The organism is Fodinibius sp. SL11 (genome assembly GCF_052060035.1).
Taxonomy (GTDB): domain Bacteria; phylum Bacteroidota; class Rhodothermia; order Balneolales; family Balneolaceae; genus Fodinibius.
On sequence record NZ_JBPOEA010000001.1, the window covers coordinates 170,579 to 192,881 of the forward strand.

The following is a 22,303-nucleotide window of genomic DNA, read 5'->3' on the forward strand; positions in this document are numbered from 1 at the left end:
TGTAAAAGTTTATGGAATGTTATTCCGGATATTCGATATAAATCGAAATTGAATGAATGTGGTAAATGAGTCTGTGATATAATATTTATTGAAATAAAAAGGCCACGCAAACTTGCATGGCCTTTTTGGATATATCGGTGAACGTGCCATACTTAACTTAATCTTAACTTCGAGAAAGTCTTTTTATGGGTTTTCCGGCATAGTCGAAATACAAGGTCTGCTTGTTGTTATCTTTTTTCATTTTTACCTCGTATTCTGTCCTGAGAGCATCAAAGTCATGAACAACCACTTTGTTATTGGTCATTGTCCAATCCTTGTAGTCTTCGTCTATCAGATTCAATAAAATAATCTTTGGAAGACGCGTATTTTTTGTCACAAGCAAACCATTAATCAGATTACCATCTTTTTTATTATAAGTAGCAAATAGTTTTACTTGCTTGCTTCTACTGCTATTTTTTATGGCGTATGTTTTTATATATGAAGGGAGATTAATTACCCCCTCAAAATTAATATTTGAGTATTGTTGTAATTCTGAAATATTCATGAAGTATGGGTAGTCGTCTTCTCCAATCTCGCCAATGATTTTGAGTATATTTTGATCGGAAATTACTACTTCCGAACAAGGGCAATCTTTATCATTAGCCACTTGTGCATTGGCTAACAGAACGTTAAAGAACAAGAAGCCTGTGGTTAGGATCAGGGTTAGAAATTTATTTGTTGTGTTCATCATTTTCCTCTGAGTAGTTATACTCATTTTATTTATGGGGAAACATGATAAGAAGGGGGACTCAGTCAGTAACACTTTTGTAAGGAATGCTTTCTGGGGGGAGGCTTTCCTGAATATCAGTTTTGTCTTATCAATGTAGCTCTATTACAAACCGTATCCTATATATAAATTTAATATTTTCAAGCACTTATGCTGTAATAATAGAGAGGCGATGAAAAATAACGAACAGTGTTTATCTTTTTTTTAGAAAGAATTTCTTTGGTGTATTACGATCTGTGTGGAAAACCGATGCAGTGCTGAAATGTATTTGAAAGATTTTCTAATCACTTCTATGGGTTAACCTATCCTTAAACTCAATTTATTTCCGATAAAATAAATAAAAACAAATAGTTAGGATAAATTAATGAAAGTTATAGTTCAGAATTTTGTAACGTGATTAGCAGTTGGATATCCAACAAAACCAAATAAAATAGGAGAAGTTAAAATGAAGAAATATTTCTTAACAATTGCGCTATTTCTGATAGCAATGGGCGTTAATGCTCAGTGGCTGACGGAAACGTCATGCACTCAGCAGTCTCAAAAAATAGTTGACAAAGCAATTGCTCACCTGGTAAATGTGGAATCATCTTTGGCCGTAGGTATGGCAAATGCGGCACTGATGATTGATGAAAATTGTGGCACCGCTAAATTGGTGTTGACGAATGCTGCAATGGAGGGCGAATATGGGTCTCGCAGCCAAAAAGTGAAAGATCTTGATACGAAGACTTTTACAAACCAAGAGAAAGGCTGGCATAAGATAATGGCTACGCCGGCAGAAGATCGAACAAAAATAATTCAAGAAATTGCAGAAGCAAATCCAAAGGTGCCGCTTTTTGCTTTTTGGTCAAGTGCAACCCTTGAGGATGGAAAAGATAAATTGTCGGAATATGTTGTAGCGTTTCCCGAATATGCTGCCCCCGCTTATAATATTATGTCGTACCGGTATGCGGATGGTACTTACGGTGAAGAGCCGAATATGACGAAAGCTATTGAAACGGCACAAAAGATACTTCTTACCCACGATGGGCCTAATGCATATGACTCTATGGCCGAGCACTATGCTTTAATGGGAGATTATGAATCTGCTTTTAAGCACCAGGCAATGGCTTTAGATTATGCGGCAAGCGGTGGATCTGTTTACGGTGTCAATGCAGGCATCTATTTTCGCCAGAAAAACAAGCAAAGTCTGACTGATACCCTGAAAACAATGACCCAAAAGAGAATAGCCTATCAGATGAACAATGATTATGAAGGTTTGGCACAGTTCTATTCTGAAGATTTAGGAATGGTTGGATGTAACTCTGATATGGAGCCTTGTATATTTTATACTACTCTTGAAGAGGAAGATCCCAATTACGTATGGAAACGCTGGGATGTCAGCGACCTAAAAGTTTATTTCAGTCCGGATATGACGGTTGCGATTACGACCTTCAATAACGACGGAGAATATACCTTTAAAGGCAGCGATAAGCTGGTGGCTTACAAGACTCGTGCGAGCGAGGTGTGGAAATTGGATAACGATTGGAAGTTGATACATTCCAACTTTGCGCCGCTGGCACTTGGTTCTGGTATTCCCAAAACAGAGTAAGGGGCGGAGGGAAACCAAGTACTTTTTAAAGTTTAAAAATGAAAGGGCACCATTGGGGTGCCCTTTTTTATTTGCTCTAATATGAGAATGGCATTTTTTTAATACTGTAAACTATTATAAGCAAGTTTGAATAACCTGTATACCGACAGATCTCCCTATCTTTTTGCACCTAAAAAAATTTTTATTCCGGTGAAGGAACAATTGGCAGCGGCCCTATGTTGAGCGAGGTGATTGAAAAATGAAAAAAGCATAGATGAAGAAACAAGATCATATACAATTAAAAAGTTTAACAAAAAGTTATAAGGAGGGCGATAAGAGCCGTTCAGTACTTGATAAATTAGATCTCTCAATAGAAGAGGGGGAGATGATAGTTTTATTAGGTCGATCCGGATCGGGTAAAAGTACCTTGCTGAATATTGTAAGTGGAATTGATAGGCCTGACTCCGGGAAAGTTATTATCGGGGAGACGGATTTATCCAATATGGACGAAAAAAATCGTACCCTTTTCAGAAGGAAGGGGATCGGTTTTGTATTCCAGTCTTTTAATCTTATCCCTACGCTGACCGCCCTCGAAAACGTATTGCTTCCACTCAAGCTTAAGGGTGATGATGACAGAAATATCGCAGATAAAGCCCAACAGTATTTAGACCAAGTAGGACTGGGAGATCGGGGCGAAAGTTATCCCGATCGTCTTTCGGGAGGAGAACAACAGCGTGTTGCTATTGCGCGGGCGCTGGCCCATGAACCGATGCTGATTTTAGCCGATGAGCCTACCGGGAACTTGGATTACGAAACCGGCCGAACCATCCTGGATATGTTGAACAGCTTGGTGCGTAAAAATGGTCGAACGATGATCATTGCTACCCACGATCGTGATATTTGCAAAATAGCCGATCGGGTGGTGGAACTGAAAAGCGGGAAGCTGCATGATGTTGAATTTAGTGTTTCCGGTGTAGAATGAAGGATCAATCATCGAAAAATCTACTTTGGCTGTCCAGTATTCGTTTTTTGCTGCGCCACCCGTGGCATTTTGCGCTGTCGATATTGGGCGTTGCCCTGGGCGTGTCTGTAGTTGTTTCTATTGACCTCTCTAACAATTCTGCGAAAAAGGCCTTTTCATTATCAACAGAAACAGTGACCGGAAAGGCTACCCATCAGATCAAGGGGGCGGGGGAAAACCTGAATGAAGAGGTGTATCGAACAATTAGAATAGAAGAGAATATTCGAAAGTCGGCGCCGGTGATCGAAGGATATGGGCGTATCGAAGGCATGAACAGGACTTTCCAAGTATTAGGGGTAGACCCGTTGGCAGAAGGTCCATTTCGAGATTTTGCCAGTCAGCAATCCGGCATAGAGCTGTCGGAATTTATGAGCGGAGAAAATACAGGCATCTTGGCTAAACCGGTGGCGTTGCAGCTTGGCGCATCGATAGGTGATACCTTGGCGGTGTCGGTGGGCGGGCGCCATTACTCGTTGCGGCTGGTGGGGCTTATCAATGCCAGTAATGAACGCAGCCAACGCGCTCTTGAAAACCTATTGATTGTTGATGTAAGCACGGCTCAGCGATTGTTTGAGATGCCGGGCCAGTTATCTCGTATCGACTTGATCGTTCCACAGAATCAGGAAGAGACGCTTATCCCGGAAATAGCATCCCAGATGCCGGAGGGCGTGAGTATTGTTCGTTCGGATTCGAGATCTGAAACCGTCTCACAGATGACCCGGGCATTTGAATTTAACCTGCAGGCGCTGAGTATGCTGGCTTTGCTGGTTGGCATGTTCCTGATCTATAATACCATGACCTTTTCGGTTGTACAGCGCCGCCAACTTATTGGCCGTCTTCGTGCGCTGGGCGTTACCAAAAAAGAGATTCTCACCTTTATCCTTAAAGAGGCAGCATTAATTGGTTTTCTTGGGACGCTGATCGGCATTATAGCGGGTTTCTTTTTGGCACAAGTACTGCTAAAGTTAGTTACGCAGTCGATTAATGATCTTTATTTTGTTCTGTCGGTTCAAGAGCTATCTATTGGTTTTTTCTCTCTGGCCAAGGCAACGGTGTTAGGTATTGTCGCTACATTGGCTGCTTCATTCTGGCCGGCTCGCGAAGCATCGCAGGCAAAAGTCTCGACGGTACTTCGCCGGTCCTCGGGCGAATCAAAACTTACGGATCGATTATGGTTTCTGGCCGGAGCAGGATTTTGTGCCGGGCTTTTGGGCGTAGCTATGTTGCTGGTTCCTAATGGAGGAATTGCCGCAGGTTACACCTCGTTGCTTTTTATGATTGTCGGTTTTTCATTGATGATTCCACTGCTGGTTGTGTGGTTGGCGCAGTTATTTCGGCCGATGATGGGTAAGGTGAATGGATTAATCGGTAAGATGTCGGTCCGGGGTATTGTAACTGAATTGAGTCGGACGTCGGTGGCCATCGCGGCGTTGGTTGTCGCTGTGGCATCCACGGTAGGTGTCGGCGTTATGGTCGACAGTTTTCGAACGACCGTAGTGTCTTGGCTGGAGGCCCAACTCCAGGCTGATGTGTATATACAGCCGCCGAGTTCGGTAGCTCGAAAAACGGACTCAGAACTGGATCCTAAGCTGGTTGATCTGCTTAAAAAGACAGAAGGAGTTGCCCAATCTCATACTGTTCGTAGCGTAGATGTGCGCACTAATAATGGGACGGATAATTTAGTGGCCATTGATCAGGGGATTGAGGCTCAAAATAACTATCAGATGAAAAGTCAGGCCGGTAATTTTTGGCAACGCTATAACCACGAAGATATCGTAATGGTTTCGGAAGCATATGCATATCACAATGAGGTATTGATGGGTGACTCCATTTTCATACAAACCGATCGTGGTAAAGTCAGCTACCAGGTGCAAGCTATCAACTTTGATTACGCTTCGGATAGAGGCACGATTACCATTAATCGGGCTGTCTACAACCAATATTTTGATGACAATGCCATTTCGGGGTTGGCGCTCTATGCTGCGGAGAATGTAAACGTAGATCAGCTTGTGGAGCAACTCCGGGAGCGTGCGGCCGGTATGCAAGACGTTTTTATCCGATCTAATCGCGGACTCCGGGAAGCATCTATTGAAATTTTTGATCGCACTTTCACCGTTACTATTGTACTGCGCATGCTTGCAGTATTAGTGGCGTTTATTGGGATTTTAAGTGCCTTGATGGCTTTGCAGTTGGAACGTGCTCGTGAGCATGCAGTGCTTCGAGCTAATGGTATGACGCCGGGTCAGTTATGGAATTATGTGATCACTCAGACCGGGGTTATGGGGGCAATAGCGGGGTTGTTGGCGCTGCCATTGGGGATTCTGATGGCCTACATTCTTGTATATGTGATTAACCTGCGATCTTTTGGATGGACGCTACAGTTCGTGATTGATTATCAGTTGCTTCTACAGGCTGTTGGACTGTCAATTGTTGCCGCACTGTTGGCGGGAATTTATCCATCATTTAAAATGGCCAAAGCCAATCCTGCTGATGCACTACGAAACGAATAAGAAGAGGAGATGATGAAAACATCCTATTGGTATATCGCTGCAATTGCATTAATCATTGGTGTGGGCGGGGGAATATGGTATATGGTTGAAGATAATCCCCCAATTGAGGGATCGGTTTCGGTAGCCGAGGCGATGGGAGGAGGTGATCAGGAGGGATATCTGCGGGCTACTGGGCCGCGCGAATTTGTGTTTCCCGATGATCACGGTCCGCACCCGGGATTTAAAACCGAGTGGTGGTACTATACTGGGAATCTTTTTACCGATGACGGACGCCAGTTCGGTTATCAGTTCACCATTTTTAGAAACCAGTTGACACCGCCCTCCGAAGACCATGACAGCCTGAATGCACAGTCTAACTGGAATACCAATCAGCTGTACCTGGGTCATTTTGCTATTTCAGACGTATCTGAAGAAGAACATGTTTTTGAAGAGCGATATAGTCGCGGGGCAGCAGGTCTTGCCGGGGCTCAGGTAGAACCGTATCGCATTTGGCTGGAGGATTGGGAGATTAAACGAATTAATGCTGGAAGTGGCCGTGACAAAAATTTTCCGGTTGAAATAAAAGCTAAGATGGAGGACGGCACAGCCATCAATCTGAATATCAACCCGGCCAAGCCACTGGTGCTGCAAGGCGAGCAGGGATATGATAAAAAAGGGACCGAAGAAGGCAACGCCTCCTATTATCTGTCGTTTACGCGTATGCAAACCGACGGAATGATCACCAAAGGTGGCGAGCAATTCAAGGTTTCGGGGTCGAGCTGGATGGATCACGAGTGGAGCACTTCGGCTTTGGATGAAGGGCAAGAAGGCTGGGACTGGTTCTCCATTCAGCTCTCCAACGGCTACGACCTGATGTATTATCAGCTGCGAAATAAGGATGGCTCTGTCAGTCAATTTACGACTGGTGCTTTAATTGATCCGCAGGGGGAGAAAGTATTGTTGGAACCCGGAGATGTAACTATCGAAGTACTGGATCAATGGAAAAGTCCGCATACGAACTCTGAATATCCTTCGGAGTGGAGAGTGCATATTCCTAAATCAGATTTAACCCTTGATTTGGCTACTTTATTTGATGATCAGGAGATGGCGGTATCGGTGCAGTATTATGAGGGTGCCCTGTCTGTTTCAGGCAGCATGAACGGAGAACAAATCAGTGGTAATGGCTTCATCGAGATGACCGGCTATGAAACCGACTAAGCCTTTGGGAAGGAGTGGGTTAAATTGTTTACTGGCAAGTGCTGCAACAAGCGGCCGGCTCCGAATCAATAGGGTCGGGACGATCACTATTTGAAGGACTCCAAAAGCTATTATCGGAATACTTGTTTTGAATCCGCATTGCATTTGCAATGGCGATAAGAGCGACTCCCACATCGGCAAAAATAGCCTCCCACATCGTGGCTATGCCCAAAGAGGCCAGTATCATTACGAATATTTTAATTCCAAGTGCAAAGCCAATATTCTGCCAAACTACGCGATGCGTGAAATGAGCGATGTTGATGGCAATGGGAATCTTTGAAGGTTGATCCGTTTGAATGACCACATCGGCGGTCTCAATGGTCGCATCCGAGCCGATACCGCCCATGGCAATGCCCACATCAGCCAGTGTAATTACCGGCGCGTCGTTAACGCCGTCCCCAACAAAGCCCACCGTTTTATTGGGACCTAAGGCCCGTTCAACGTGGGCATATTTATCATCCGGGAGCAAGTCTCCATAGGCATTATCTATTCCCAATTCTCGAGCTATATGATCAACTATCTGTTGGTTATCTCCCGAAAGCATGATGATATGAGAAACCCCGAGCTTGTGAAGCGCTTCAATAGCTTGCTTGCTATCCTCTTTAATCTGATCTGCAATACTTATGGTTCCGATATACCTGCCATCTTCTGCTACATGTACGTAGGTATAAGCATCATCCCAGCTATTCGCAGTAAGGGGAATACCAAACTCTTTCAGCAGTTCCCGGTTTCCAACGACTACATTTTTCTGATTGATGATTCCCTGCAACCCTTTGCCGGAAATTTCTTGCTGATTTTCAACGGTATAAAGGGATTGACCATTCGTGTGATTGAGAATGGCTTTGGCAATGGGATGCGTAGATTGTTTTTCCAATGAAGCCGCCAGCTTAATTAATTCCTCTTTGTCGTAACCATTCACCGGATATACTTGCTCCACTTCAAAAGACGCTTCAGTCAGGGTTCCTGTCTTATCCATAAACAACGTCTTCATTTTGCGCAGCTGATCTAAGAAGTCGGATCCCTTAAAGAGAATGCCATTGCGGGAAGCTGCCCCTATGCCGCCGAAATAGCCAAGAGGGATGGAAATGACTAAACCACACGGACAGGAAACTACCAGAAAGATAAGTGCACGGTAAAACCAATCCTGAAAGACATAATTTTCAACGATTAAATAAGGTAGAAAAGTAAGTGCTGCCGCTGACCAAACAACGAAAGGAGTGTAAGTCCTGGCGAATTTGGTAATAAATCGCTGGGTGGGCGCTTTCCGTTTAGCAGCTTTTTGTACCATGGCAAGGATGTTTGCCAGTTTGGTATCCTCATAGCCACCGGTCACCTCAACCCGTATAGGTGTTTCCCGGTTAATGGAGCCGGCCCATACTTCTTCTCCGGCTTCTTTGCTCATCGGCTTGGATTCGCCCGTCAGAGCTGCTGTATTCAGGGAGGCTTTTTGTGTTATCAGTTTTCCATCTAGCGGGACCTTTTCACCGGGTTTAACTTGAATAATTTCACCGCTCTTGACAGTTGCAGGATGAACTTCTTTTGTGCTGCCATTTCGTTCTACAGTGGCAATATTCGGTTGTTGGTCTACAAGTGACTTGATAGATCTTCGAGCACGATGGACCGCATTGCCCTGGGCATATTCGCCGATCATATAAAAGAGCATTACAGCAACTCCTTCGGCGTATTCCCCAATGGCAAAAGCCCCTGCCGTTGCAATTCCCATCAGCAGAAACTCGCTAAAAATAGTGCCATTTTTTATTGAGTTATATGCTTTGATCCATACCGGGCCGCCGACTGAAAGGTACGAAAACCCATACAGTGGCAAGTACACATACGCTTGGCCTGAAAACGAGATTGCATGTTCAACAATCAAGGCTGCTGCTAAGAACAGCGAACTGACAACGGCTTCTTTATATTTTTTTAGGAAAAGCATTATGGTTATAACTTATCGATATTCTTTCTAAAGTTTTGGTATTAAATATTTTTTTTGACCTTAAGATAACTGCCGTTTCTTACTGTTCTCGCATTTTTATGTAAATTTTGTGCAGAATTTTGCGGAAATGAGTTCGCCCAGAAGGTTTTTTCTGTAAAGTATTCATCAGATTCAATAGTGGATGGAATAAAGTTAGATCATTGTTAGCAGCAATGATTTTCATCCTTTTGAACAGGTGGACATAGAATATCCCCATAAGAGCAAAATACGCAACAATCTCCTTTATTGGGTTTTAGTACCTTTTTGCAATTCGGGCATTCCCAAAAATACTGGCAGGAGTCGGTCGGCATAGTCTCTGTAGACTCATGTCCACATTTTGGACAAGTGATTGTTGATTGAAGTTTAATTTTTCGGTCAGCGTTATTCATTTTCTAAGTTGCTTTCCGGTTTCATTCTTTCCTTCTAACGCTTCAAGAATAGGGCAATCTCCAATAGGCCTATCTTCAGAACAGGAATCAATGAGATTGGTCAATGTTTCTTTGATACCTACTAGATCATCAATTTTTTCTGAGACATCTTGATGTTTTTGTTGGGCCTCTTTCTTGATTTTCGAGCAAGCGGTATTCTCATCTAGCCGCAACTCCAACAGTTCTTTGATTTCAGTTAAAGTAAATCCAAGTTGCTGGGCACGTTTGATAAATGTAATCTGATCAATATGACGCTGGGTAAAAATGCGATAGCCTGACCGGCGCCGATCAGGTTTGGGAATAAGTTCGCGCTGTTCGTAGTAGCGGACCGTTTCTTTGTTGACATCGACTCTTTTTGCCACTTCACCAATTTTGTAAGTGGTGATCCCCTCATATTTTTCCTCCATATCTTTTATCATAACAGATGGATTGTTTAATCCGGGGATACATATTCCCGGATAGTAGTATTAACTTTTCTTGACCATGGTTTTTACCACAGCAACAGGTTGGGTTTTGGGTCCCCGAGCAGTCGCTTGGTGCTTCTTTGATTACGGTGACTTCGCAGCCACAATTCTTGTTGGGACACTGATAAACTTCTCCTTTTTTGAGTGGCATAACAATACCCTTTTTATTACAGAATGTAATTCACCTACAATAATATTAGCCCTGTACCATGGTCGAGAGTCAAATTAAATCTCAATTATTACTGGACGACCAATGAAGGGCAGTGATATTCCATTTTCCTTTTTCTTTCTTAAGGACGGCCAGTTCAAGGCTGTTCAGATCTAACTTTCTATCGCTGTAGGTACCCCAGGTATGTGTTTGAGTTGAAACCCAAGCAGTATTGCCCTTAATCGTTACATTTTGTGATTCAACTTCCCGTTTCATAGCACTCAGAAATTTCCCATCAGAATGAAAGTGGTGAGACAAATATTCCTCCTTTGTTTCGATATTCCCGCCTTCGAGGATTCGTACAGATTCTGATAGTAGGTTTTTGGCTGCCTGGCTGTCATTATCAATAATTGCCTGGTGGAACGCATCAAGTGCCTTGATTACATTCTTTTCTGAAGCAGAAGGCTGGCCTACAGATATAGAAGTTCCGATTATAAGTAGGAAAATTGCAGCTAATGATATTCGAGTAAACATAATGTTGTTTTAATGATTAATTGAGTTGGGTTAAGGTCATTCGATCAATAAGTATGCTTCCAGTTCCATTTAGTTTTAGCCCCACACTTCCCGTCTCGGGGGCATCCCCATGGCCATGGACTACCATCTCTTTGTTGATATAACCCCGGAAATGAGTGCCGTTTCCGACCGTGCGAACAAACAGCATTCCCGAAGCAGAATAAGATTCTTCGGCAAAGACTTCACGGTTGCCCTCGCTGACACGTCCTTGTGAAATAGTCCCGTCGGAAGAGAGCGTCACAAAATCATAGTTTTGAGCATCCTGCACATGGTTGACGAGAGAAATACTACCCTCAAAATCAGACAGGTCCAAGTAATAATCGACCTGCACGTCTTGGAATGAGTCCTTTCCTACAAAGAAATTCGTGGTAGAGTCAGCCGATATCCTAAGCAGGTGATTATTGCCGCTTTTGACAACCGTTGGCTGCAGTTTAGAAGCAGAACCTTCCAGCCAGCGGAAGCGGGAAAGCAACGTGCTCACGCCATTGGGACCGATCTCCCATGACCAGTTGCCATTATCACTGACCCTGAAGGTGGTATTTGCTTGTTGCAGACTATCCGTGGAAACGGAAATAGTGCTTTGCTGCTCTACCAGCTGTCCGGTACCCGCACCATAGCCAAAGACCATTTTGGCACCGTGGTCGCCGGTTTCATAGAGGAAGAACACTCCGGGCAGAGCGATCACAAACAGCCCAATTCGAATGGCCTGCTGATCCATTTTTTGATACCAGTGGAGTAGTATCCGCAACACAGCATAGATCCCAAAGAACCAGACGGTCCAAAGGGCCCAATCAGCATGTTCATTCAAAACCGATTGCGCTCCCGACGGCAAAAACACGCTGTCAGCCGCAAGGGTCCCTGTATAGTAGGCGGCTATACCTGATACTGCCCCAATTCCATAGAGGATGGTAGACTTTAGGTCATCCCACCAGTTATCGGGTAGAAAGAAGTTTAACAAGTCCATCAACACTGCCAGTAGAATAATGGCTATTGGGAAATGAACAAGGATCGGGTGAATATTGGGAGCCCACTCTGGAATTAATTCCATAACAAGAGTTTCTATTAATTATAACAGTTGCGTATAAGCGAATGCGGATATTCCTAAAACATTAATGATAATAAATATGGAGACAGCAATTTTCTTGATTTTACCACCACTTTCCATGTCCATCATTTTCATTTCATGATCTTGCATATATTTTTTGTGTTGCCATACCAGCCATCCGGCTATAAATAGGAAAACAGCATTCATCCAGAAGGTGTAATCGATTTTAAACTGTGTGATCTCCGATACGATCCGCCGACTTTCCGGTACGATGTCCAGTAGTGAGAACAGCCCGTTCAGGATCAAGGCCGTAAGTACAATGCTGACAAACATGATTCCCGCAATATACAGGGCGACCCGCCAGCCGTAATATTTGGCATTGATATGTACCAGCGGGGGTACCATTAGATCGGAATAGATAAAGCCCATGATGCCGGCGAAGAGCACTCCGTTTTGATTGAGCACCGTCGCAAGTGGGATATTGCCCATTGAGCCAATGAAAGTAGCAGCTGCTACAAAAGGAGCAACAAGGGCATTCTCCAAGGTTACCAGCCAGCCGGGCAGGTGCTGGGCTTCGGTCAGAAACAGGCTCGCCCAGAACGACTCGGGAACCAGCACTGCCACAAATCCGGCAATGGTGAATCCGATCAGAATATCTTCCCAGGCCATCTTCCAGTCATTGACAAACTTGTGTCCGACCAGCTGCCATCCTTCTTTACTGGTGATGCGTTCTTTCCAGTCGAAATCCTCAGTCAGTCCGTCGTCATCCTGTTCTACTTTTTCGCGGGCCGCCTGCAGCCAGCTTTCGGGATAGGTCCATTTGATAAGCAGGCTACTGATAGCAATGAGTACCAGTCCGCCAATAAGTTCAGCCGCCAGGAACTGCCAGCCCAGAAAAATGAGGACCAGAATGCCCAATTCAATGACAAGGTTGGTGGAGGCAAACATGAAGGCTACGGCAGCTATAAAGTGCGCTCCTTTTTTGACCAGCGATCGCGCGGCGGCCAGGGCGGCAAAAGAGCAGGAGGAAGAAGCGGCGCCAAAGAAGGTAGACAGCGAAATGCTTTTCAGATTAGCATCGCCCATGTATTTGGTAAGTTCTTTCTTGGGGACGAAGGCTTGGATCATCCCGCTGACAAAATAGCCAAGTATAAATGCCCAGCCGGACTTCCAGAAGAACCCGAGGGCCGTTTTTGCTGATTCACCATATAGGTTTAAAAAATCCATAAGCAATGATGGTTGCAAAATAGTTGCTTTCAAAAAACAATACACCAAGTCGTTTAAACCGGGCGCAGGATATTTGTTTGTAATGGGATTTTAAAGAAATTGACTACGTTGATGTTTATAAATGATTCTGTCAGTTATAGTTATTTAAGTAATTCTCTTTTTCTCTTATTAAATTCTTCTTCATCGATTTCTCCACTGGCATATTGGCGTTTAAGTATCTCCATGGGGGTTTCTTTGCTTTTGCTGTTTTGATTTACATTCATGAGAGATCGAACAGCAAATACAACCAGCGCTATTATTAAAAACCACCATACAAACATCATCCAACCGCCTCCGAATAAACTAAAATCATGCATAATTCAATTTCAGAAATTTAATTTTTGTTGATTCAATAAACCTGTACTAACTATTAAAACCACATGCGGACGCCGCCGACCATACTCAGCTTGCTTAGGTGGCCGCCCTCGGCGCGGGCCATGTCGGCGGTTTCTCCCAGCTTGCGCTCCCAGTTGATGCCGACGTAGGGCGCAAATTCTCGTGCGAATTCATAGCGAAGCCGGAAGCCGAGTCCGATGTTGTTGAAGCCAGCCCCAACGCCCCATTCAGGTACATCCTGAAGGGCAAGGCTGGTTTCAAATACCGGCTGGCCAATCAATCGTTGTGTAAACAAAAGATCATATTCGGCTTCCAGGGAGGCAGAAATATCGCCGTTTTCGCTGATGAACATACCGCCGTCTACATGGAAGAAGTAGGGGGCCATGCCCTGCAGGCCAATTACCGCAAAGCCTCTCGACTTGTTGCCTCCGCCTTCATAGGCCAAATCATATCTGATACCGCCCTGAATGTCAAAGTACGGCCCAATGGCTCGGCTATACAAGCCCTGGAATTCCATTTCGGCTTCCCGTTCGGTGGTTAGCGCTTCCCCGCGGGATTTGAACCAGAACTTATTTAGGTCTTTGCCCACGTAGCCCTGCACCTCCCACATCAGGGGATTAACACCGCTGACACTGCGGTATTCCAGCTTTTCAGCAATCAGGTAAACCTGTGTTTGATTATCCATCATCAAATCATTGCTGAACTCAGGTGCTTTTTGAGCAAAGGCTGAGCTGCTGGCGATTACAATGATAACGATAGCAGTAAGAATGAATATTGACGCGCGTTTAATCATGGTCATGATGTTGCAATTTTGTATGTCAGATAGAATTCGTTCGTAAAGGTTCGCTGGATCTACTTACGAATAGTCCTGTCCGTAAATGCTTCCATTTTTATCGGCTACTTGGACCACACGGAACATACCACGCTCCATGTGATACAGGATGTGGCAGTGGAACGCCCAGCGCCCTTTGTCTCGCGGCGTAATGAGCGCTGAAATGCGTTGAGCGGGTTGTACCAATAGGGTATGTTGACGAGGATTGTATTGCCCGTTGCCGTTTTCCAGCTCCATCCACATGCCGTGCAGATGAATCGGGTGCTCCATCATGGTATCGTTGACCAGCGTTAGCCGAAGCCGTTCGTTGTGTTTAAATTCGATAGGGCCATCCACTTGGTGGAACTGCTTGCCGTCAAACGACCACATGTAGCGCTCCATGTTACCGGTCAGGTGTAGTTCTACGTCTCGCTGGGCATTGCGTTTATCCCTGTTAGGACGCAGGCTTTTTAGATCATTATATACCAGTACTTTTCGCCCGTCGTTACCGAGGCCGATGCCCGGTTCATCGAGCCGGTCAAACTGATTCTGTGCAATAGCAGCCGCGCCCGGTCCGTGCTTGTTGGGACCATGCTTGACGGGGGATTGGGGGTCTTTGGACATCTCCATGTTGCCATAATCCATATCTCCGTGATTCATATCCCTATCATCCATTCCTTCCATATTGTCGCCTTCTATCTCCATGTCGCCCATCGACATCATCATGCCCATATCTTTCATGTCGCGCTTGGGGCGGGGGCGGAGGTCTGGGACTGGTGCCTCTATGTCTTCACGAGGCGCCAGTGTTCCACGGGCGTAGCCACTGCGGTCCAGGGATTCGGCAAATATGGTATAAGGCTTTTCTTCTTTGGGTTCAACGACAACATCATAGGTTTCGGCAATGCCGATGCGGAACTCGTCAATGGGCACTGGCTCTACATTCTGGCCATCGGCTGCTACTACGGTCATCTCCAGGCCGGGAATACGAACATCAAAGGCCGTAGTACCGGCTGAAGCGTTAATAAATCGTAGTCGTACTTTTTCGCCTTTCTTGAACAAGGCATTCCAGTTGGAGTTAGGGCCGTGGCCGTTCATCAGGTAGGTATAGGTGGCACCAGTGACATCCAGCAGGTCGGTAGCACTCATGCGCATATTTCCAAACATGGCATAGTCTTTAATGGTGTCGCCGAGACCGTTCTTTTTGACATCACTGATAAATTCTCCAAGATCTCGTTTCTGGTAATTGTAATAGCCCTCCATTTTGATGTTGTTCGCCAACACGTCATGCGGATCTTCGAAGGTCCAGTCGGAGAGCACAATCGGATAGTCGCGATCATATTCAACAGGATCCTCATCGGCGGGATCAATGACCAATGGCCCGTAATGCCCCAGCTGTTCCTGCAGGCCGGAGTGGCTGTGATACCAGTATGTGCCGCTTTGCCGCACCGGATAGCGATATTCAAAGGTCTCACCGGGGGCAATGCCGTCAAAACTAACGCCGGGTACCCCATCCATCTGGAAAGGCAATAGGATCCCGTGCCAGTGGATGGAAGTCGTATCATCCAGTTCGTTGGTTACTCGAAGCATTACGTCTTGTCCTTCTTGCAGGCGGATTAAGGGCCCCGGCACCGAACCGTTTATACCTATGGCTTCGCCCCGCTTACCGTCAATCTTGTGAGGCATTTTACCGATGGTCAAATCAATGACATTGTCGGGGCCCTTGGGAGTTAACACTTCCCACTTCTCGCTGCCGAAGCCCGCTAACGCGTAACCCGGCAATACCGCACTTGCCCCGGCAAAAGCTGCCAGGGAGCCAGCATATCGGAGAAAGGTGCGGCGATCCATACCATTATTGTTATCGTCACTCATAAATCAGCCTAACTTATTGTTTTTAATTAGCTAAAGCGTCGGTTTCCAAATATCGAACCGAAACATACGAACCGAACCTTAAATTAAGCTTAAAACATTATTGGTCAGTGTCTTTTATCTTAGAGGTGTTATTTCATTAAATAGAATTACAGTTTTATGTGGATATTATTAGTTGAAGATGAAAAACAGCTGGCTAACAATTTGAAGAGGGGACTGGAAGAAGAAGGTCACGTGGTGGAAGTGATGCACGACGGAGAGGAAGCTGAGCTACAGGGACTGGTGAATGATTACGACATGGTTATCCTGGACTGGCGGCTGCCTAACCGTGATGGCAAGCAAATTTTGGAGCACTGGCGTGCAGAAGACCGATCTTTTCCTGTTCTTATGCTAACAGCACTGGGAGATTTGGATCACAAGGTTGCTGGTTTGGATGCCGGGGCCGATGATTATATGGGTAAGCCATTTTCTTTTGAAGAGCTCCTGGCTCGCGTTCGAGCATTAGGACGGCGATCCTCGGAGATACAGAATAATGAAGTGGTTTTGGTGGGGCCTATTGAATTGGATTCGCGCAAACACTGGGTAAAAGTTTGTGGCATTAAGCGTTCGTTGCGGCCCAAAGAGTTTATCCTCTTAGAACTTTTGCTCAATGAACCGGAGACCGTCTTTTCCAAAACACAGATTGCCGAGCGGGTCTGGGGATCGGCCTATTACGTCAGTGACAACACGATTGAAGCTACGATCTCTACGCTACGACAAAAGCTGGCGGAATCATTTGAAGAGTGTAAGGAGACATTCTTGGAGGATAATTCAAAGGTCATTGAAACCATCCGAGGAGCAGGTTATCGCCTTAATAGCAATTTAACACAGACGGAAGAATAACATAGTGGCACATTTTACCTCATTTTTTGACCGACTTTCAATTTCCAAAAAGTTGGCATTTTGGTATGGGCTTAGCCTTTTCGTGATGCTTAGCCTATTTGGCTATTTCCTGTACGAGACATTTCATAATTCCATTCACCACAACTATGACCGGCATCTCCGGTTTGAGGCGGAACAGTTGATTCCTTATATCCAAACCGAAGATTCGCTCTCCATAGATCTTACAGGGTATAGCAGAAATGCCGCACTTGAAAGTGGGGTTGAATACGGCACATATGTTCGACTGTATAACCAACATGATAGCCTGATTTATAAGAGCCCCAATTTTTCAAATGTATCACAGACTTTGAATACAGATATTCCCGATATGCCCGAGGAATATTCGTTCAGCAGCCAGTGGCAGGAACTTCCAGCACGGACACTGTTTTACCCTATTAACAATAGTGAAGGCGAATTCTGCGGGTGGCTTGAAGTCACTGGTTTTGAATGGACCCTGCATGAGGAGCTAAGTCGGTTTAGGCAATATCTTCTTGTCTTGATTGCCATAAGTGTGGCATTTTCCATCCTTGGGGGATACTGGTTGTCACGTAGAGCACTTCAACCGGTAGCGTCTATCAATGATGCGGCCAAATCAATCACAGCTACCGATTTGGATAAACGCATTCCGGTCAATTACCAAGTAAAAGATGAGTTGACCGACTTGGCCGAGACATTCAATATGATGTTGAATCGGCTGCAAAAAGGTTTCGAACGAGAGAAACGCTTTACCTCCGATGCGGCTCATGAGCTCATGACGCCACTGTCATCAATGCGCAGTGATGCCGAGATTATGCTCCGTAAACCACGATCCAAAGAGGAGTACCAGGAAACAATAGAGCGAATGCTCACCGAAGTTCGAAAGATGAGCGAAATGATACATCTGTTGCTGCAACTTTCACGGGTAGAATCGGTACACCGCTCGAAGCCGGAGAACGTTAGCATCAGCCGCATTGCAGAAGTAGTGACCGATCAACACCAGGAAAGTGCTCAGGCAAAGAATATTAGTATTCAAACACAAATTGATCCTGACCTGCAAGTTATGGCGCATGGAGCTTATATAGAAGAAGTCATCAACAATCTTCTGGACAATGCTGTGAAGTACACGCCCAAAGGCGGAAAGGTGAAGCTGCAATTGCAACGCAGCAGCGGCAAGGCGGTCATTCACCTGAGTGATACCGGAATCGGTTTTGATGAAGAGACCAAACAGCATCTGTTTGAACGGTTTTACCGGGCCAATGAGTCAGTAGTGCAAGAGCAAACCGGGAGTGGCTTAGGGCTGCCACTCGTAAAAGCCATTATCGAACTATATGGTGGAAAGATTCGAGCTTATAGTGAAGGAGAGGGGAAAGGAAGTACATTCGTGGTTGAGTTGCCGCTGGCAGATGGAAAGGAAATTTAATGCGGTTTGCTCGCTTCGATTTTTTTGAAGATGCCCTTCGCAGTTAAATCCTGAACCTTTTCAATATTCCAACCGGCCTTTTCAACATTTTCTACCGTATTACGGGCAATATGAACGCCACTCAGGTAGTGGATGGGAGTATCCAGTTTTTCCATTAGACTGGCAAGAAAGGTGTGTTCTGCCCGCATGTGCTCCAGCAGATGCAACCGGCCGCCGGGCTTGGTGACTCGTAAGGCTTCCTGTAGGCCACGCACCGGATCCGGCACCGAGCAAAACACAAAGGTGGCAACCACCTCCTCAAAATGATTGTCGGGAAACTCCATGTCTTGGGCATCCATTTCGCGGAGGGTTACTGAATCGCCCATCGATTTCGGCAGCAACTTATTGGCTAGCTTCAGCATGCCTGGGGAAAGGTCTATCCCCGTTAGTTGAATATTCTCAGGATAGTACGAAATATTTTTCCCGGTGCCCACTCCAATTTCCAGTACTTTTGGACCGTGGATTTTCTGCCAGAGTTTTTGTCGCCATTTTTTATACCAAAGCTGTTCTACCGGCCACTCCATCAAGTCATAGATGGTCGATACAGTGTTATATCGTTTGCGGGTAAATTCCGTCTGTCCGTTTTTCAGCTCCTTCATAAGCGTGTGCAAATAGTGGTGAAAAAAGACTGACAAATAATTAGGTATTAGTGATTTCCTCCGCCCATGCCATGACCGCGGCCATTTCCGCGTCCGCCTTCTTCCCAATAATCACAGGTTCCATTTTGGTTAGCATCAGTAAAGCCAGGCCCATGCCAGGTGGAACTGCCGTCTTGGGCATAATCACAAATACCGTCTCCGTTTTGATCTACGAAGTTATGACCAGGCCCACTGTGAGTATTTCTTTCAAAATAGTCATTGATTTGGTTGCTGTTTTCATCATGAAATCTCATGCCTTCATGACGTTGATGCATAGCATGGGAGGTATCCCAGTAATCACAGATACCATTACTATTCTGATCTACAAACCCCGGTCCGTGCCAGGTTGGGCTCCCATTTTGGGCATAGTCGCAGATACCGTCACCATCCTGATCTATGAAATCATGACCGCGCTCCCCGAAGTGTTGATCTTTCATCAACTGAGCATCATTACTATTTGAGGTAGCAATCGAACCTGCTTCATGGGTGGACTGTTCCACATAGTCATTGATGTTATTACTGTTTACATCTACGTACATGGGATAGACGGCGTCATCTTCTTGCTGGCTGTTGGTGCTGCCACAACTGCTAAGCAGTAATATGACCGCTATGTATACTAGATAACTTATCAGGCTTCTCATCTTGATCCTCTCGTTAGTATTGTTGAATATTTAATAATACATATATTAAAATACGGTTGTCTTACTAAGCACGCGCAGAAGATTTATCGCCTTACTTTGTCATGAAAATACCTACAACAAAACTCACGCAACTGTCGAGTTACTCATCTGTTGTTTGTTGAAGTTCTGACGCGGTCCAGGGGCGGGTGCGCTTTCTATATTTTTTGGAGACTTTGATAACCTCATCTTGGCTGATCTCAGGTAAATCTTCCTGATTTTGGGCACGTAAATAGTTAAGTATGGAGGCAATTTCCGCAGCACTCAGACGGGCTTTGAATGAGGGCATAATGCCTTGATACGTTTGTCCCTGAACGTCAATCTCACCCTGCAGACCATGAAGTAAAATACGGATGGGAACAGATTTGTCGCCGCTGACCCATTCTGAATTGACCAGTGGTGGAAAAACGCCTGATACCCCTTCGCCGTTACTTCCATGGCAGGAGGCGCAGTTTTGAGAATACAGGTTTTCACCATTCAATAACGCCGGATCCCCCTCTTCGTTAAAAGGTACTTCGCTTGGTTCATCGAGGCCGGGAATCATTTTTCTCATATTGCCATATTCTTCGGAGAGACGACGGTTCATTTGGGCCATATTTTGCTGCCCCATCCGCTGGTGCAGCCGCGCCATCTGATCATGCATGCCCATCATCTGGCTATACCACTCACCGGTCATATGACCCTGCATGTGCATCCCCATGCCTTCAGCCATCATATTATCACCCTGCATATGACGCCCCATGTTGCCAGCCATCATTTGGCGGTGGCTGACATCCATGTCGCTGTGCATCTTCTGCATCTGGCGGTAAAGTGATTGTAAGTCCGAAGGAAGTGTGTCCGTTGCGCCTTCGTAGTTTGCCACTAGCATTTTGTAATTAGATTGCAAAGAATCATAGGCGACTTGTAGTTGCTCTCGTTGCTCTTCACTCATGTAGTTTGAGCGTCCCATTTGACAGGAGGATAGAAAAACGAAGAGCCCAATTATAACCAGATAAAATCCAATGCCTTTTTTATTCATATCAACTCTCTTTTATAGTTAAAATTAACTTATCACAAAATTTATTAGTTGGGATTCATAGCCATCCACTTCGAAGTCCTGCTTTTTTCAACCCCTTTACAATATGACTGGAGCTTCGAATAAGCTTCCAGATCAATTCCGACCGATAGTTCTCTATCATCAAGATAACAGGACCAAGGTTGATACCATAATGATAGGAAGACGTCCACCCATTACTGGTATTTTTCCCATTTGGATAACTCAGGTTAAAACTGCATCTGAGACAATATTTTCCTGTGATCTGAGGATATACGTCTTGGAAATTTTGGATAGTTGGCAAGACAATTTCAGGGGCGAAGGGGAGTGATGTGAGGACAGCCCACGGGGCAACCGTGCCATCATCGGGGCCGTAGGGTGCGCCACGGGCGATATAGCCAAAGAAGGAGCGTTCAATGCCGTTAACTTTTTTGGTACTCCAACCCGGACCATCACTGGCTGTTATTCCCCAGAAATTTTTCCCATAGCCTTTAAAATCCAATGGATTTCGTATGGCGTATTCTTGCTGGATATAGGTAGCACGACGGCTGTTCTCAAAATAGTCGATTCCTTTTTCCCGCATAAAATCGTCCTGGATTCCACGAAAATCGATCCAGATGTGGGAGTATTGGTGGATAAACAGCGGTCCGCCATAGATGAATTCATAGCCATATATCTTTTTCCATTCATAGGTAGATGTCCAGGCTTTGTAGCTTTCCTTTGATAATGGTTGAGACGGAGAGCCGAGGGCGAGGAAGTACAGGAGCCCGGCCTCGTCATAGCCTTCCCACCGATAGGGCAGAAAGCCGTCCTTCGGTGTCCACCCGTGGGTGATTGTGGCCTTACCGTTGCAAGCCCATTTCCAATTGACGCGGCGATAAATGTCATCGGCCAGGGTACGTATTTCCTGTTCCTGTTTGGTATCGCGGTCAAAAAAAGCGGCAGCCAGTAGCATGCCAGCCAGCAGAATACCGGTATCGATCGTCGACAATTCGCACTTACCAGCACGTTTCCCAGTCTTCATATCCAGAAAATGATAATAGAAACCTTTGTGTCCAGTAGCACTTGGAGCGGGACTTTGCTCGCTGGTCCAAAAGAAGCGCAGGGTGGATAAGGTACGTTGAATTGCTTCCCTTCGTGATATCCAGTCGCGTTCAACGCCTACCACATAGGCTCCTAGTGAAAAACCGACCGACGCTATACTGGCAGGCGCGCCCAACTGTGAATTGTCTGCTACCAGCCCGTTATTCGGATTGGTTTCATGCAAGAAATAATCGAAAGCGTGGCGTTGCAACCTATCCAGTCTTTCACTATCAAAGTCGGAAGGTGGTTCGTGTTCTGTTGGTATCTTATCGAATCGAATATTTTCTGATTTTTTTGGAAGCTGGCGAAATGCTTCTTCTGTTATCCTTTGGGTAGAAATACCATCATAGAGTTTATCCTCTATAGCCTTAATTACCTGGTCAATCACTTTGGAATCAGCACCGGTAGCAACCAGCATACGGCGAAGCTTAGCCTCATTGAAAGGCTCTTGTTCTCCGGATGCTTTTGTGACATTTATTGTTGCCATTCCTGCATAGTTGATTG

At 45.3% G+C, this 22,303-nt stretch carries 21 protein-coding genes; 6 read left to right on the plus strand and 15 right to left on the minus strand.

The window, feature by feature from the left end:
• Positions 1 to 163: 163 nt before the first annotated feature.
• Complete coding sequence (locus tag ACQ76V_RS00690; protein WP_440998538.1) at positions 164 to 730, minus strand: hypothetical protein; 567 nt, start codon at positions 728 to 730, stop codon at positions 164 to 166.
• A gap of 481 nt (positions 731 to 1,211) precedes the next feature.
• On the opposite strand from ACQ76V_RS00690, the gene ACQ76V_RS00695 reads away from it, so the two are divergent.
• The 4 genes from ACQ76V_RS00695 (at position 1,212) to ACQ76V_RS00710 (ending at position 7,061) form a co-directional block, all read left to right on the plus strand.
• A complete protein-coding gene (locus ACQ76V_RS00695) occupies positions 1,212 to 2,354 on the plus strand; it encodes a hypothetical protein (RefSeq protein WP_440998539.1) in 1,143 nt (380 codons plus the stop codon).
• Between the two features lie 253 nt (positions 2,355 to 2,607).
• Positions 2,608 to 3,315: an ABC transporter ATP-binding protein gene (locus ACQ76V_RS00700; protein ID WP_440998540.1), complete on the plus strand. Its 708-nt coding sequence runs from the start codon at positions 2,608 to 2,610 to the stop codon at positions 3,313 to 3,315.
• Entirely contained in the window at positions 3,312 to 5,864 is a 2,553-nt protein-coding gene (locus tag ACQ76V_RS00705) for an FtsX-like permease family protein (RefSeq protein WP_440998541.1), read from the plus strand. Before ACQ76V_RS00700 ends, ACQ76V_RS00705 begins: the two co-directional genes overlap by 4 nt.
• A 9-nt stretch (positions 5,865 to 5,873) precedes the next feature.
• Complete coding sequence (locus tag ACQ76V_RS00710; RefSeq protein ID WP_440998542.1) at positions 5,874 to 7,061, plus strand: lipocalin-like domain-containing protein; 1,188 nt, start codon at positions 5,874 to 5,876, stop codon at positions 7,059 to 7,061.
• Positions 7,062 to 7,089: 28 nt separating this feature from the next.
• On the opposite strand, the gene ACQ76V_RS00715 is transcribed toward ACQ76V_RS00710, so the two are convergent.
• The 10 genes from ACQ76V_RS00715 to ACQ76V_RS00760 all read right to left on the minus strand — a co-directional run bounded on the left by ACQ76V_RS00715 (position 7,090) and on the right by ACQ76V_RS00760 (position 16,012).
• A complete protein-coding gene (locus ACQ76V_RS00715; protein WP_440998543.1) occupies positions 7,090 to 9,033 on the minus strand; it encodes a heavy metal translocating P-type ATPase in 1,944 nt (647 codons plus the stop codon).
• A gap of 203 nt (positions 9,034 to 9,236) precedes the next feature.
• Entirely contained in the window at positions 9,237 to 9,461 is a 225-nt protein-coding gene (locus ACQ76V_RS00720; protein WP_440998544.1) for a GDCCVxC domain-containing (seleno)protein, read from the minus strand.
• Positions 9,458 to 9,919, minus strand: coding sequence for a heavy metal-responsive transcriptional regulator (locus ACQ76V_RS00725; protein WP_440998545.1), 462 nt, complete (start codon positions 9,917 to 9,919; stop codon positions 9,458 to 9,460). Before ACQ76V_RS00725 ends, ACQ76V_RS00720 begins: the two co-directional genes overlap by 4 nt.
• Positions 9,891 to 10,115 carry a hypothetical protein gene (locus tag ACQ76V_RS00730; protein ID WP_440998546.1) on the minus strand — a complete coding sequence of 75 codons (225 nt, stop codon included), beginning with the start codon at positions 10,113 to 10,115 and terminating at the stop codon, positions 9,891 to 9,893. The genes ACQ76V_RS00725 and ACQ76V_RS00730 overlap by 29 nt, the downstream gene beginning before the upstream one ends.
• Before the next feature lie 81 nt (positions 10,116 to 10,196).
• On the minus strand, positions 10,197 to 10,646 hold the full coding sequence (locus ACQ76V_RS00735) for a nuclear transport factor 2 family protein (RefSeq protein WP_440998547.1): 450 nt from the start codon (positions 10,644 to 10,646) through the stop codon (positions 10,197 to 10,199).
• Between the two features lie 16 nt (positions 10,647 to 10,662).
• Positions 10,663 to 11,733, minus strand: a complete 1,071-nt coding sequence (locus ACQ76V_RS00740) for a DUF2231 domain-containing protein (RefSeq protein WP_440998548.1) — start codon at positions 11,731 to 11,733, stop codon at positions 10,663 to 10,665.
• Between the two features lie 18 nt (positions 11,734 to 11,751).
• Positions 11,752 to 12,957 carry a permease gene (locus ACQ76V_RS00745; RefSeq protein WP_440998549.1) on the minus strand — a complete coding sequence of 402 codons (1,206 nt, stop codon included), beginning with the start codon at positions 12,955 to 12,957 and terminating at the stop codon, positions 11,752 to 11,754.
• A gap of 140 nt (positions 12,958 to 13,097) precedes the next feature.
• The gene (locus tag ACQ76V_RS00750; protein WP_440998550.1) at positions 13,098 to 13,313 is read right to left on the minus strand and encodes an SHOCT domain-containing protein; all 216 of its coding nucleotides are present in this window, start codon (positions 13,311 to 13,313) and stop codon (positions 13,098 to 13,100) included.
• A 53-nt stretch (positions 13,314 to 13,366) separates the two neighbouring features.
• Positions 13,367 to 14,131, minus strand: a complete 765-nt coding sequence (locus ACQ76V_RS00755) for a copper resistance protein B (protein ID WP_440998551.1) — start codon at positions 14,129 to 14,131, stop codon at positions 13,367 to 13,369.
• A 57-nt stretch (positions 14,132 to 14,188) separates the two neighbouring features.
• On the minus strand, positions 14,189 to 16,012 hold the full coding sequence (locus tag ACQ76V_RS00760; protein WP_440998552.1) for a copper resistance system multicopper oxidase: 1,824 nt from the start codon (positions 16,010 to 16,012) through the stop codon (positions 14,189 to 14,191).
• 156 nt (positions 16,013 to 16,168) lie between these two features.
• Here ACQ76V_RS00760 and ACQ76V_RS00765 point away from each other — a divergent pair, with 156 nt between their 5' ends.
• Together ACQ76V_RS00765 and ACQ76V_RS00770 are read left to right on the plus strand one after the other, a co-directional pair.
• Positions 16,169 to 16,891: a response regulator transcription factor gene (locus ACQ76V_RS00765; RefSeq protein WP_440998553.1), complete on the plus strand. Its 723-nt coding sequence runs from the start codon at positions 16,169 to 16,171 to the stop codon at positions 16,889 to 16,891.
• A 4-nt stretch (positions 16,892 to 16,895) separates the two neighbouring features.
• Positions 16,896 to 18,329 (plus strand): sensor histidine kinase, encoded by a 1,434-nt coding sequence (locus ACQ76V_RS00770; RefSeq protein ID WP_440998554.1) that lies wholly within the window; start codon positions 16,896 to 16,898, stop codon positions 18,327 to 18,329.
• Here ACQ76V_RS00770 and ACQ76V_RS00775 read toward each other — a convergent pair.
• The 4 genes from ACQ76V_RS00775 to ACQ76V_RS00790 all read right to left on the minus strand — a co-directional run bounded on the left by ACQ76V_RS00775 (position 18,326) and on the right by ACQ76V_RS00790 (position 22,286).
• Positions 18,326 to 18,967, minus strand: coding sequence for a class I SAM-dependent methyltransferase (locus ACQ76V_RS00775; RefSeq protein WP_440998555.1), 642 nt, complete (start codon positions 18,965 to 18,967; stop codon positions 18,326 to 18,328). The two genes, ACQ76V_RS00770 and ACQ76V_RS00775, sit on opposite strands and share 4 nt — an antisense overlap.
• 47 nt (positions 18,968 to 19,014) lie before the next feature.
• Positions 19,015 to 19,647, minus strand: a complete 633-nt coding sequence (locus ACQ76V_RS00780) for a hypothetical protein (protein ID WP_440998556.1) — start codon at positions 19,645 to 19,647, stop codon at positions 19,015 to 19,017.
• A 139-nt stretch (positions 19,648 to 19,786) separates the two neighbouring features.
• Complete coding sequence (locus tag ACQ76V_RS00785; RefSeq protein WP_440998557.1) at positions 19,787 to 20,461, minus strand: c-type cytochrome; 675 nt, start codon at positions 20,459 to 20,461, stop codon at positions 19,787 to 19,789.
• Positions 20,462 to 20,756: 295 nt separating this feature from the next.
• Positions 20,757 to 22,286, minus strand: a complete 1,530-nt coding sequence (locus ACQ76V_RS00790) for a glucoamylase family protein (RefSeq protein WP_440998558.1) — start codon at positions 22,284 to 22,286, stop codon at positions 20,757 to 20,759.
• Positions 22,287 to 22,303: the final 17 nt, after the last annotated feature.

What these genes read in the sequence shown, in the direction of transcription:
- ACQ76V_RS00690 (WP_440998538.1), bottom strand. Translation starts at nt 730, where the DNA reads ATGATGAACACAACAAATAAATTTCTAACCCTGATCCTAACCACAGGC.
- ACQ76V_RS00695 (WP_440998539.1), top strand. Translation starts at nt 1,212, where the DNA reads ATGAAGAAATATTTCTTAACAATTGCGCTATTTCTGATAGCAATGGGC.
- ACQ76V_RS00700 (WP_440998540.1), top strand. Translation starts at nt 2,608, where the DNA reads ATGAAGAAACAAGATCATATACAATTAAAAAGTTTAACAAAAAGTTAT.
- ACQ76V_RS00705 (WP_440998541.1), top strand. Translation starts at nt 3,312, where the DNA reads ATGAAGGATCAATCATCGAAAAATCTACTTTGGCTGTCCAGTATTCGT.
- ACQ76V_RS00710 (WP_440998542.1), top strand. Translation starts at nt 5,874, where the DNA reads ATGATGAAAACATCCTATTGGTATATCGCTGCAATTGCATTAATCATT.
- ACQ76V_RS00715 (WP_440998543.1), bottom strand. Translation starts at nt 9,033, where the DNA reads ATGCTTTTCCTAAAAAAATATAAAGAAGCCGTTGTCAGTTCGCTGTTC.
- ACQ76V_RS00720 (WP_440998544.1), bottom strand. Translation starts at nt 9,461, where the DNA reads ATGAATAACGCTGACCGAAAAATTAAACTTCAATCAACAATCACTTGT.
- ACQ76V_RS00725 (WP_440998545.1), bottom strand. Translation starts at nt 9,919, where the DNA reads ATGATAAAAGATATGGAGGAAAAATATGAGGGGATCACCACTTACAAA.
- ACQ76V_RS00730 (WP_440998546.1), bottom strand. Translation starts at nt 10,115, where the DNA reads ATGCCACTCAAAAAAGGAGAAGTTTATCAGTGTCCCAACAAGAATTGT.
- ACQ76V_RS00735 (WP_440998547.1), bottom strand. Translation starts at nt 10,646, where the DNA reads ATGTTTACTCGAATATCATTAGCTGCAATTTTCCTACTTATAATCGGA.
- ACQ76V_RS00740 (WP_440998548.1), bottom strand. Translation starts at nt 11,733, where the DNA reads ATGGAATTAATTCCAGAGTGGGCTCCCAATATTCACCCGATCCTTGTT.
- ACQ76V_RS00745 (WP_440998549.1), bottom strand. Translation starts at nt 12,957, where the DNA reads ATGGATTTTTTAAACCTATATGGTGAATCAGCAAAAACGGCCCTCGGG.
- ACQ76V_RS00750 (WP_440998550.1), bottom strand. Translation starts at nt 13,313, where the DNA reads ATGCATGATTTTAGTTTATTCGGAGGCGGTTGGATGATGTTTGTATGG.
- ACQ76V_RS00755 (WP_440998551.1), bottom strand. Translation starts at nt 14,131, where the DNA reads ATGACCATGATTAAACGCGCGTCAATATTCATTCTTACTGCTATCGTT.
- ACQ76V_RS00760 (WP_440998552.1), bottom strand. Translation starts at nt 16,012, where the DNA reads ATGAGTGACGATAACAATAATGGTATGGATCGCCGCACCTTTCTCCGA.
- ACQ76V_RS00765 (WP_440998553.1), top strand. Translation starts at nt 16,169, where the DNA reads ATGTGGATATTATTAGTTGAAGATGAAAAACAGCTGGCTAACAATTTG.
- ACQ76V_RS00775 (WP_440998555.1), bottom strand. Translation starts at nt 18,967, where the DNA reads ATGAAGGAGCTGAAAAACGGACAGACGGAATTTACCCGCAAACGATAT.
- ACQ76V_RS00780 (WP_440998556.1), bottom strand. Translation starts at nt 19,647, where the DNA reads ATGAGAAGCCTGATAAGTTATCTAGTATACATAGCGGTCATATTACTG.
- ACQ76V_RS00785 (WP_440998557.1), bottom strand. Translation starts at nt 20,461, where the DNA reads ATGGATGTCAGCCACCGCCAAATGATGGCTGGCAACATGGGGCGTCAT.
- ACQ76V_RS00790 (WP_440998558.1), bottom strand. Translation starts at nt 22,286, where the DNA reads ATGGCAACAATAAATGTCACAAAAGCATCCGGAGAACAAGAGCCTTTC.